Annotated in this window: 10 protein-coding genes and 1 pseudogene; 6 read left to right on the top strand and 5 right to left on the bottom strand. The window is 59.1% G+C overall.

The window, feature by feature from the left end; genetic code table 11:
* Positions 1 to 468: DUF1348 family protein (locus tag INT12_RS29690; RefSeq protein WP_193059144.1), on the top strand; the 468-nt coding region annotated here is incomplete at its 5' end.
* Between the two features lie 36 nt (positions 469 to 504).
* Here INT12_RS29690 and INT12_RS29685 read toward each other — a convergent pair.
* Together INT12_RS29685 and INT12_RS29680 are read right to left on the bottom strand one after the other, a co-directional pair.
* On the bottom strand, positions 505 to 1,662 hold the full coding sequence (locus INT12_RS29685; protein ID WP_017847268.1) for a PQQ-dependent sugar dehydrogenase: 1,158 nt from the start codon (positions 1,660 to 1,662) through the stop codon (positions 505 to 507).
* Between the two features lie 22 nt (positions 1,663 to 1,684).
* The gene (locus INT12_RS29680; protein WP_057005536.1) at positions 1,685 to 2,002 is read right to left on the bottom strand and encodes a hypothetical protein; all 318 of its coding nucleotides are present in this window, start codon (positions 2,000 to 2,002) and stop codon (positions 1,685 to 1,687) included.
* 212 nt (positions 2,003 to 2,214) lie between these two features.
* Between INT12_RS29680 and ligD the strand changes: the two genes are divergently transcribed.
* Complete coding sequence (gene ligD / locus INT12_RS29675; RefSeq protein ID WP_046486478.1) at positions 2,215 to 3,720, top strand: DNA ligase D; 1,506 nt, start codon at positions 2,215 to 2,217, stop codon at positions 3,718 to 3,720.
* A gap of 18 nt (positions 3,721 to 3,738) precedes the next feature.
* Here ligD and lpxO read toward each other — a convergent pair whose 3' ends face one another.
* On the bottom strand, positions 3,739 to 4,638 hold the full coding sequence (gene lpxO / locus INT12_RS29670) for a lipid A hydroxylase LpxO (RefSeq protein ID WP_193040612.1): 900 nt from the start codon (positions 4,636 to 4,638) through the stop codon (positions 3,739 to 3,741).
* Between the two features lie 259 nt (positions 4,639 to 4,897).
* Positions 4,898 to 6,241 (bottom strand): LPS O-antigen chain length determinant protein WzzB, encoded by a 1,344-nt coding sequence (locus INT12_RS29665; protein WP_193040611.1) that lies wholly within the window; start codon positions 6,239 to 6,241, stop codon positions 4,898 to 4,900.
* A 386-nt stretch (positions 6,242 to 6,627) separates the two neighbouring features.
* Between INT12_RS29665 and INT12_RS29660 the strand changes: the two genes are divergently transcribed.
* Entirely contained in the window at positions 6,628 to 7,014 is a 387-nt protein-coding gene (locus INT12_RS29660; protein ID WP_193040610.1) for a TIGR03067 domain-containing protein, read from the top strand.
* Positions 7,015 to 7,149: 135 nt separating this feature from the next.
* Here INT12_RS29660 and INT12_RS29655 read toward each other — a convergent pair whose 3' ends face one another.
* Complete coding sequence (locus INT12_RS29655; RefSeq protein WP_193040609.1) at positions 7,150 to 7,962, bottom strand: class I SAM-dependent methyltransferase; 813 nt, start codon at positions 7,960 to 7,962, stop codon at positions 7,150 to 7,152.
* A gap of 192 nt (positions 7,963 to 8,154) precedes the next feature.
* Between INT12_RS29655 and INT12_RS29650 the strand changes: the two genes are divergently transcribed.
* The 3 genes and pseudogenes from INT12_RS29650 to INT12_RS29645 all read left to right on the top strand — a co-directional run bounded on the left by INT12_RS29650 (position 8,155) and on the right by INT12_RS29645 (position 10,721).
* Positions 8,155 to 8,652, top strand: a complete 498-nt coding sequence (locus INT12_RS29650; protein ID WP_269784461.1) for an FMN-dependent NADH-azoreductase — start codon at positions 8,155 to 8,157, stop codon at positions 8,650 to 8,652.
* Positions 8,653 to 8,797: 145 nt separating this feature from the next.
* Positions 8,798 to 9,114 (top strand): annotated as a pseudogene (locus INT12_RS31540) (site-specific integrase); the annotation flags it as partial.
* Positions 9,115 to 9,134: 20 nt separating this feature from the next.
* The gene (locus tag INT12_RS29645) at positions 9,135 to 10,721 is read left to right on the top strand and encodes an ABC-F family ATPase (RefSeq protein ID WP_026140064.1); all 1,587 of its coding nucleotides are present in this window, start codon (positions 9,135 to 9,137) and stop codon (positions 10,719 to 10,721) included.
* Positions 10,722 to 10,858: the final 137 nt, after the last annotated feature.

Genomic DNA, 10,858 nt, shown 5'->3' with positions numbered 1-10,858 from the left:
GCAGAAACCCGCCCACCCCTGCCGCCGTTTACCCGCGAGTCGGCCATCGAAAAAGTCCGCCTGGCCGAAGACGGCTGGAACTCCCGCGACCCGCATCGGGTGTCCCTGGCCTACACCCTGGACACCAAGTGGCGTAACCGCGCTGAATTCGCCTACAACCGCGAACAAGCCAAAGACTTCCTCAGCCGCAAATGGGCCAAGGAGTTGGATTACCGGTTGATCAAGGAGTTGTGGGCGTTCAGCGATAGCCGTATCGCGGTGCGCTATGCCTATGAGTGGCACGACGACTCGGGTAACTGGTTCCGTTCCTACGGCAACGAAAACTGGGAATTTGACCAGCACGGCCTGATGGCCAACCGCTTTGCCTGCATCAACGACATGCCGATCAAGGACAGCGAGCGCAAGTTCCATTGGCCGTTGGGGCGGCGTCCGGACGATCATCCGGGGCTGTCGGAGTTGGGACTCTAGCCTGTAGCCGCAAGCGTGAAGCTTGCGGCTTATTGCTCAATCCTGCTTCAGACCCACTCGGTACAACACCCCATCATCCTCATCGGTCAATACATACAAAAAGCCATCCGGCCCTTGCCGCACGTCGCGAATCCGCGCATTCAAGCCGCCGAGCAAGCGCTCTTCATGGATCGCCTTGTCGCCGTCGAACTGCAGGCGAATCAGCTCCCGGCTGGCCAGTGCGCCAATGAACAGATTGTGCTGCCATGCCTGGAAGCGGTCGGCATCGTAGAATGCCATGCCACTGATCGCCGGGGATTTCTCCCACACATGGTGCGGCGCCACAGTACCGTCCACCACCTTGCCCTTGGCCTCGGGGATCGGTGTCAGCGAATAGTTGATGCCATGAGTCGCCATGGGCCAGCCGTAGTTCTTGCCGCGTTCGATGATGTTGATTTCATCTCCGCCACGCGGCCCGTGCTCGTTTTCCCAGAGCGTGCCGTTCCACGGGTTCAACGCCAGACCCTGCGGATTGCGCTGGCCGTAGGACCAGATTTCGGGGCGCACGCCCGGCTGCCCGACAAAGGGGTTGTCATCCGGCACGCGGCCGTCCGGGTAGATCCGCACCACCTTGCCTTGCAGCTTGTCCAGGTCCTGGGCGGTGGGCCGGTCGTTGTTTTCACCCAGGGTGACGAACAGGTAGCCGTCGCGATCAAAGGCCAGGCGCGAGCCGAAATGATTGCCGGTGGAGAGCTTGGGCTCCTGGCGCAGGATCACCTTGAAGTCGCGCAAACCGCTCAGGTCATCCGCCAACCGCCCGCGACCGACCGCAGTGCCGGCTGTGCCGCCCTTGCCGCCGCCTTCGGCATAGGACAGGTACACCAGGCGGTCCTGTTTGAAGTCCGGCGACAGCACCACATCGAGCAAACCACCCTGGCCCTTGGCCCAGACCTCAGGCACGCCGGTCAGCGGCGCCGATAATTTGCCATCCGGGCTGACGACCCGCAGGTGGCCGGGACGCTCGGTGACGAGGTAGCCCTGTTTGTCCGGTAAAAACGCCACGGCCCACGGATGATCCAGGCCTTTGGCGATCGGCGTGGCACTGATGCTGCCTTGTTCGCTGGGAAACTGCTGGGCTTCGGCGGCATACAGCGTTGTCAGCGGCAATAAGGCGCTTGCGCAACATGCGGCAAGCAGGGTTTTGCGTAGAGACATAAGACGGGGTCCTTACCGGCGCTCAAGGCCGGCGATTGCCGTTGGCGTCAACCGTGGGGGCTTTGATTTCCGTCGCCGGGCGGCTGGGCGCAGCCTGGCGTTGCGGATAGCGATTGCCGATGCCGCCGTTTTCCAGGGTCGGCGTGCGCGTGGTCGGCCCGGTCTGGATGCCGCGAATCGCCGGCGCATTGGGCTGGGTGCCCTGCATACTGTTGGGATTGGCCCGGTGGATCGGGCTATTGTTGGCGTCATTGCTGCCGGGCAGGTTTTGCGCCTGGGCACTGGCGCAAAGCGCCAGGCCTAGCGCCAATGCTGCAAGGTGTCGCACACAGGTGATCATGACAAAGCCTCTTGGGACGAGGAGTACATGCTTTCGATACCACGCTACGCTTTGGGTTCGCCTTTGGTAACTAAATAGTTTCTCATTAGATGTAACACGTTCTGTCTGAGCATCCGCGCACCGCAACTTCCACGCCAGCGATCGCACGGATGCCAGGTGTGTAAAAAGCCAGCGAAAAGGCCTCTTGAGCCGACCAAGATAGGGAGCACGATATGGCAAAGCCCCTGAGCGAATACAACCGCAAACGCGACTTCAAGATCACCGCCGAACCTTCCGGCGCCGCATCGGGCGCGCAGCGCAATGCATCGGCGCTGACGTTCGTGATCCAGAAGCACGACGCACGCAATCTGCACTACGATTTGCGCCTTGAGCTCGATGGCGTGCTCAAGAGCTGGGCGGTGCCCAAGGGCCCCAGCCTCGACCCCAGCCAGAAACGCCTGGCGGTGCAAGTCGAAGACCACCCTTTGAGTTACGGCAGTTTCGAAGGCAGCATTCCGGCCGGCCAATACGGCGCCGGCGATGTGATCGTCTGGGACCGTGGCATTTGGCACCCCCACGACGATCCACAAACCGCCTACGCCGCCGGCAAACTGGAATTCACCCTGGCCGGCGAAAAACTCTCAGGCGATTGGGTCTTGGTACGCACCCACCTCAAAGGCAGCGGCGACAAGGAACGGTGGCTGCTGATCAAGGAAAACGACCGGCACGCCCGCCCGGCCAGCGACTACGACATCACCGAAGCCCAGCCGCAAAGCGTGCTCAGCGGTGCCTGCGTGGGGAACGCCAGGCCCACGCCCGCGCCGCAAAAGACCGCCGCGTCGGTCACCCTCGCCGGTGTGCAGATCACCCATGCCGAGCGCGTCATCGATCTCGCCAGCGGCACCCGCAAGCTGCAACTGGCGCAGTTTTACCAGAGCATCAGCGAATGGCTGCTGCCCTTCCTGCGTCACCGCCCCGTTTCCTTGCTGAGGGCGCCGGAGGGCATCGACGGCGAGCAGTTTTTCCAGAAGCACTCGGAGCACCTGGCGATTCCCCATATCAAGCAACTGGACCAGCGCCTGGACCCTGACCATGCGCGCCTGATGCAGATCGACAGCCTCGCCGCCCTGATCGGTGCGGTGCAGATGGGTACCGTCGAACTGCACACCTGGGGTGCCACCTCGGACAAGATCGAAACTCCGGACCTGTTCGTCCTCGACCTCGACCCCGATCCGGCCCTGCCGTGGAAAGCCATGCTGGAGGCGGCGCAGTTGACCTTGTCGGTGCTCGACGAGTTGGGCCTGCAAGCCTTCGTCAAGACCAGCGGCGGCAAAGGCCTGCACCTGATGATCCCGCTGGCGCGCCGCGATGATTGGGCCACCGTGAAAGCCTTCGCCAAAGCGATCGCCCAGTTCATGACCCAACGCCTGCCGGAACGCTTCACCGCCACCTCCGGGCCGAAGAATCGACAGGGCAAGATCTTCATCGATTACCTGCGTAACGCGCGCGGTGCCAGTACGGTGGCGGCCTATTCAGTGCGCGCACGCCCCGGCCTGCCGGTGTCGGTGCCGGTCAGTCGCGAGGAGTTGAAGGGGTTGCGCGGTGCCCAGCAGTGGACGGTCGCCAACCTGCAACAGCGGTTGCAGGGTTTGAAGGGCGACCCGTGGGCGGGTTATGCCAACAGGCAGAGGCTCAGCAAACAGATGTGGGACACGTTGGGCGCGACGCCACCGCAGTGAGTCGCGCCACGTCGAGGTTCAGATCAGGATGAAGATCAGCGCAAGCACCGCGAAGATCGCCCACTTTTCCAGGTAGTAGCGCGTGCGGTTACGCTTCTTGAGTTCCTTGCCGCGCAGGCGGATTTTGTACAAGCGGCTAAACGCACGGTTCAGGCCGCCGGTCTTGTCGCCCGCGTCGTTCGGCGCGCCGGCGGCGGCCATCACCGTGCGGCTGAACCAGCGGTTGAACGCGGCCGCCCAGCGGTACTGCATCGGCCGCTCGACGTCACAGAACAGAATGATGCGGTTCTTCTGGGTGGCGTTTTCTGCGTAGTGGATATAGGTCTCGTCGAACATCACCGGTTCGCCGTCGCGCCAGGAGTAGTTCTCGCCGTCCACATTGATGTAGCACCCCGGATCGTTGGGGGTATCCAGGCCCAAGTGGTAGCGATAGGAACCGGCGTAAGGGTCGCGGTGGCGCACCAGCTTGGAGCCCGGCGGCAACTCGGCGAACATCGCGGCCTTGACCGAGCCGATGCTCTGCAGCAACTCGGTGGTGCGCGGGCACAGCTTCATCGCCGAGGGGTGGCTGTCGCCATACCATTTCAGGTAGAAGCGCTTCCAACCCGACTTGAAGAACGAGTTGAAACCAACGTCGTCGTATTGGTCCGAACGCTTGATCGCGCCCGCCTGCATCAGGGTATGGGCTTCCTGGCGGATTTCTTCCCAATGCTCCTGCAGTGGGCTCAGGTCCGGGAAGTCGCTGGGTGAGAGATACGGTCGGCTGGGTAGCTTGGAGAACAGGTAGAGAAAGCAGTTGATCGGCGCCAGGAACGTAGAGTGATCGCTGAGCTGGCGTCTCAGTTTATGCCGCACCCGGCCACGCAGGTGGACATACGCAATAGAGGCAACGTAGAGGAAAACAATAATGAGTTTCAATGGATTTCGTCACAAGTCAGGAGAAAACAGGCTGCTCCTGCGGGCCCACGACGGCCGAGGTTGGATAGCAGCACATGAAATCACAATTCACATACAGGCGGCACGACCGGCGGATAACCCTTCGGTTCATAACCATCACCCGATATTTAGCCACAATCTGTAACTAAAGGTTAACTAAGAATTGTGAAAAGCTGTCCACTGATTGTAATTGGAGGGGGCACGGGGGCTTGTCATGGGACAAGCCCTTTCGCATTAAACGTTACGGCAGCGGCTGATCATCCTTGCGCTCACGCCGGGAAAAGCGCCCGTCTTCCAAGCTCGAATAAGGCACGGTTTCGCGCCGGGTCAGCACAAAATGGCGGACCAGTGCGATGAACAAGCCGAGGATCAACCCCGCGACCAGGCTCAAGGCGATCACCAGAGCTTTTTTCGGTTTGATCGGCGCCAGAGGCTCCTGGGCGCGGCGGTCGACGGTGACCAGCTTGAGGTTGCTCATGTCGATGTTGAGATTACGCAAGCGCGCAACTTCAGCACGAAGCGGTTCAACATCCTGCAGGAAGATGTCTTCATTCCCACGCTTGCGCAGCACTTCAACCTCACGGTTGACCTCCAGCAGTTGCAACTCCTTGCCGATCTCGGCGACGCGAGGGTTGGTAAAGTCGTCGCTGGTCCGCTGTTGTAGCGCAACGCGCTCGGCCTCCAGGGCCTCGGTGCCGAGGAAGAAAAGCGGGATCTTCTGGTTGTTGACCTCGGTACGCATCACCTGGCTCGAACCGCCTCGTGCGGCATCCGCCATGGACGATGGCGTGGTCGGCGTTTTGATACCCATGGACTTGGCGATGGCAATGGCTTCCGACAGCTCTGCCAGGCGGTTGGTACGCTCCATTTTCATCTGCAGGCGCAGGGCACTGAGTTCATCTTGCAACTGGGCGCGCTTGAGTCGGTCATCTTCCAACAGCTTGGCGATCTTCGATTCCTTATCGGTATCGTAGTTGGCGCGCTCAGCGTCGATCTTGCCTTTGAGTTCATTCAGGCGGTTGTTGACGATCACCTTGAGGTCCGCACCGACTTGTTCGCGCTCCGCCGCAATGGCGTAGTCGACAAAGCCGTTCAGAATCGCCACACCGTCCACATCGCTCGGGTACTGCAACTCCAGGCGGATATAACTGCTCAACGAGTCTGACTTTTTCGGGTCCGGCAGAATCAAGTTGACCGAGTTGCGGTTGAAGTCTTCAAAACTCTGCTCCAGGCTTTGCCCAGGCTTCTGGAACGCAGTGAACAATTGCTCATGGGATCTGAAAAAGCCCAGCCTCGCCTCATAAGAGTCCAACCGCGCACCCACCTTCGACAACGCATCGGCCGGTGGCAACTTGTAGACTTCGGAACGGTTCAATGCATCCAGTTCATTGATCGCCGCCGGGCGCAAGACACTGCTGACCTCATATGTCCGCGGCGCCAGGAAGGCATAACCGACGCCGAGCACGCCCGCCAGAATCGTACACCCCACTACCAGTTTTTTTTGCTGCCAAATCGAGTGAAACAGTTCAAGCAGGTCGATTTCATCTGAAGAGCTAGAAACAGTATGCGGGGAAGTTCGATTCAAAATGAAAGCACCTTAAAAATGATACTAAACGGCCATCACCGTCAAAAACCTGAATACCCCAGTAAAGAATCAGGGACAACGCCCTGAAGCCCACAGAGCAGGCTAACCAATCGCTATCTGACCACTCACTCAGACGAAAAATCCCACGCTATTAAAGTTTGTTTCCCTTCATTCAAGCGATCATTGCCACTGGCGTTCATCAAGTAGGAATATTCTTGTCACAAGAATAGTCAAAAGTTTGTTAAATAGCTGCTCGCACTCGAAAAAATCGCGATAAAAGCCTGATAACACGGAGCTTCCTACGGATAAACCTGTATATACCCGGCTTTTTCTGACCGTTCGGTCGCGCTATTCAGCGCTATGCGCCTCAACAAAAAGGAATTTGTATGACATCCATTTCCGACTCGGACTACCAAGCCCTGCAGGGCACATGGCAGCAGATCTCGCTCGAAGACAGCGGCGTGCTCAACCCGCCCGACGCCCACAGCGCCCCCGGTGCAATCACCACCCTTACCGACGATCACTTTGAAGTGCTCACCGTTGATGGCAAACGACTACTGGCAGGCCGATTCTTCCTGGACAGCACCACCCATCCCAAAAGCATCACCTGGATCGATGCCATGGGGGATGACGCGGGCAAGCTGCTGCCGGCCAGCTACCGCCTGGAAGGAGACGAGTTCGTATTCATCGCGGCGGATGAAGGCATGCCGCGACCGTGTGTATTCAGCACCGGCCCCGGGCAGACAATGCGTACATTCGTGCGTCGATCCTGAGCCCCGCGCCCATCTGAACTTGCGACGTGATTTTCACAAAGCATTCACCTTCCGGTCTATAGGGTGAAGCCTACCTACTCCAGTGAATCCCTTAGCCCGCCTCCCCCGGCGGGCTTTTTTTACGCGCAAAACAGCTCAGGGCAGGCGCTTGGTCGCCGTCAGGGTAAAACACAGCGGCAACTGGGCCGCCTGATCCTCGTACTGGTCGTAGAGTTCTTCGCGATTTGAATGCGGGTACTCTTGCAGATGAGCGATCTGCAACCGCGCCGCAATCGCTGCGCTGACCACACTGCCCAGCGTGTGTACAAACCAGTAGGACGTCGGCCCCGCGACCGCGCTCTGCCCTTCATAGACGATCGACTCTTGCAGCACAAAAGGCTCACGCTGGAAGTACGAACTGGCAGGCAGCAGCGGATTGGCTGCCAGCGGGTCGAACACTTCCAGGAACGGGTGGGTTTCGTACATCACCAGGGTGCCGCCGGGCTTCAGCGTTGTGGCGACCTGGCGCATGAACCGCGCCACATCCGGCATCCAGCCCAATACGCCGATGGTCACCAGGGCGATATCGAAGCGTGCGTGCAAGCGCTCGGGCAAATGGTGGATATCGGTTTCGATGAATTCCGGGCTGTAGGGTGAGAGTGCCGCCAGTTCCCGAGCCTGATCGAGAAAGGCACGGGATTGGTCCACGCCGACGACCGTGCGTGCGCCCAGGCCGAATAACGACAAGCTTTCGCGGCCGTTGTTGCAACACAGTTGCACCACGTCTTTGCCGGCAACACCGACATCTTGCAACAAGGCGGTGAGAGTCGGGTCCAGGCACGAAAAACCCGGTTCGGCGACCGAGGCCAGCAGCGCCCTCCAGGTGTCCGTGTCTTTGTGCAGTTGGGCGGATTCGTCCCAGGCGTCCTTGTTGCTGGCAATCGCCTGCTGGGCTGAGGGCATGTCCATTGCGTCTCCAGAAAGTCGGTTACAGTGAGCTACGGAAAATAAGCCAATTGCCCGTCAGATGAAACCCTCGCCTGCGGCCGAACTTATCTCTCGGCCCAGGTCACCAAACCGCCGACCTCGGTCATCTTCGTACCCTCACAGGCACAGACGACGGGTCAGGTCATTCAGCAACCATCGGCCTGCGTTGCCTAAATACGGGATCTAACGGACACCCCGCTGACCTTCATGACAGCCCCCTGGTTACAGGCTTACTTCACCCCCGCCCCCCAACATTCGCCTGAAATGAAAGCGGTGTTGCAACTATCCGATGAACTTGCGGCCGAGTTGCTGGAAACCGATCACTTGGTTATTTCAACACCCGTCTACAACTATAACGTCCCTGCGGCACTCAAGGCCTGGGTCGATCATGTGGTGCGTAAAGGCCTGACCCTGGGCGTTGATGGCAAAGGACTGGTGACCGGTAAAAAAGCAACAGTGCTGCTCGCCTCGGGAGGTGTATATACCGACGACTCGCCGATTAAAGACCGTGACATTGCGACCCACTATTTGAAACTGATCCTGAACGTCCTGGGTATCACTGACATAACCTTTATCGCGGCCGGCGGCGCTAAAACCGTAGATCTCGGAGAACTCAGCATGCACGACTTTCTAGAGACATTTGATCATCAAATTCAAAAGTCGCTGGTTTAGACAGCTGTTTTCCTTAACCATACGACTCTGCTCGATCGACTACGTGTGGTTAAACGGGGATTCACTTATGCGGCAGCAACTGAGCGGTACGCGTTTCGCTCTGCCCAAAAAGTTGCGACTCCGATTGGACCTTTTATCCGACTTGAAAATGCCGTTGATTTTCTCGCCTCCGACGCACTCGGAGTGCGTGAAGCAGACGACCGACCTGCACCGTAGTGGGTTCCAACACCGAAAGTGTTGAACATCCATTGTCGACCGCCATACAACTGTCGTCACACCTATGCGACAATATGCAGTATGTCTGGCATGAACCCCGCCTTCATTTCCCAGCAGCTCGGCCATCGTGCGCAGATGCTGCTCTCGACTTATGCGCGTTGGATCAACCCAAGCTCGGACTGGAGCGAATCGGAAGAGCTCCAGATTGGTCCCAAATTGGTCCCAGCTCAAATAAGCGCACCCTAAGCTATTGATAGGTAAAGTAATTGATCTCCACAGCTAACATCACCATGCAGTTCGGCGCCAAGCCGCTCTTCGAGAATGTCTCGGTCAAATTCGGCGCCGGTAACCGTTATGGTTTGATCGGTGCCAACGGTTGCGGCAAGTCGACCTTCATGAAAATCCTCGGTGGCGACCTGGACCCGTCCGGCGGCCAGGTCATGCTGGAACCGAATGTGCGCCTGGGTAAACTGCGCCAGGACCAGTTCGCCTACGAAGAATTCACCGTGCTCGACACCGTGATCATGGGTCACGAAGAACTGTGGAAGGTCAAGGCCGAGCGCGATCGCATCTACTCGCTGCCGGAAATGAGCGAAGACGACGGCATGGCCGTGGCCGAGCTGGAAACCGAGTTCGCCGAGATGGACGGCTACACCGCCGAATCCCGCGCCGGTGAACTGCTGCTGGGCCTGGGTATCCCGCTGGAACAGCACTTCGGCCCGATGAGCGAAGTGTCCCCCGGCTGGAAACTGCGCGTATTGCTGGCCCAGGCGCTGTTCTCCGACCCTGAAGTGCTGTTGCTCGACGAACCGACCAACCACTTGGACATCAACACCATCCGCTGGCTGGAAAACATCCTGACCCAGCGCTCCAGCCTGATGATCATCATCTCTCACGACCGTCACTTCCTGAACAGCGTATGTACCCACATGGCTGACCTGGACTACGGCGAGTTGCGCCTGTTCCCGGGCAACTACGACGAGTACATGACCGTGGCGACCCAGTCCCGCGAGCAACTGCTGTCGGACAACGCCAAGAAAAAAGCGCAGATCTCCGAACTGCAATCCTTCGTCAGCCGCTTCTCGGCCAACGCCTCGAAAGCCAAGCAGGCCACTTCCCGTGCCAAGGCGATCGACAAGATCCAGCTGGCCGAGGTCAAGCCTTCGAGCCGTGTGAGCCCGTTCATCCGTTTCGAACAAACCAAAAAGCTGCACCGCCAGGCGGTCATCGTCGATCGCATGGCCAAAGGTTTCGACGGCAAGCCGCTGTTCAAGGACTTCAGCTTTCAGGTTGAAGCCGGCGAGCGCGTGGCGATCATCGGCCCGAACGGTATCGGCAAGACCACCCTGCTGCGCACCCTGGTCAACGAACTGACGCCGGATGCCGGCAGCATCAAGTGGACCGACGCCGCCGAACTGGGCTACTACGCCCAGGACCACGCCCACGACTTCGAAGACGACATGAGCCTGTTCGACTGGATGGGCCAGTGGACACAGGGCGAGCAAGTGATCCGCGGCACCCTGGGGCGCATGCTGTTTTCCAACGACGAGATCCTCAAGTCGGTCAAGGTCATCTCCGGTGGCGAACAAGGTCGCATGCTGTTCGGCAAGCTGATCCTGCAAAAGCCGAACGTGCTGATCATGGACGAACCGACCAACCACTTGGACATGGAATCCATCGAAGCGCTGAACCTGGCACTGGAAAACTACCCGGGCACGCTGATCTTCGTCAGCCACGACCGTGAGTTCGTATCGTCCCTGGCCACCCGCATCATCGAGTTGAGCGCCAACGGCGTGATCGACTTCAGCGGCACCTATGACGACTACCTGCGCAGCCAAGGCGTGGTCTTCTAAGCACTGCGATCAGCTGTTAGCGACAAGAAAAAGCCCCGTCCACTGCGACGGGGCTTTTTTGTATCTGTCGGTCAGCCGGGTTGATAGTTAGGGTGCTTTCTTTTCCCCCGAGCCCTTGCGATGATGCCCTCACCGCC

It is taken from the genome of Pseudomonas sp. K8 (genome assembly GCF_014889455.1).
Taxonomy (GTDB): domain Bacteria; phylum Pseudomonadota; class Gammaproteobacteria; order Pseudomonadales; family Pseudomonadaceae; genus Aquipseudomonas; species Aquipseudomonas veronii.
The sequence above is the reverse complement of the archived record's forward strand: the minus strand, read 5'-3'. Positions and strand labels throughout refer to the sequence as shown.

What these genes read in the sequence shown, in the direction of transcription:
- INT12_RS29660 (WP_193040610.1), top strand. Translation starts at nt 6,628, where the DNA reads ATGACATCCATTTCCGACTCGGACTACCAAGCCCTGCAGGGCACATGG.
- INT12_RS29685 (WP_017847268.1), bottom strand. Translation starts at nt 1,662, where the DNA reads ATGTCTCTACGCAAAACCCTGCTTGCCGCATGTTGCGCAAGCGCCTTA.
- INT12_RS29655 (WP_193040609.1), bottom strand. Translation starts at nt 7,962, where the DNA reads ATGGACATGCCCTCAGCCCAGCAGGCGATTGCCAGCAACAAGGACGCC.
- INT12_RS29680 (WP_057005536.1), bottom strand. Translation starts at nt 2,002, where the DNA reads ATGATCACCTGTGTGCGACACCTTGCAGCATTGGCGCTAGGCCTGGCG.
- ligD (WP_046486478.1), top strand. Translation starts at nt 2,215, where the DNA reads ATGGCAAAGCCCCTGAGCGAATACAACCGCAAACGCGACTTCAAGATC.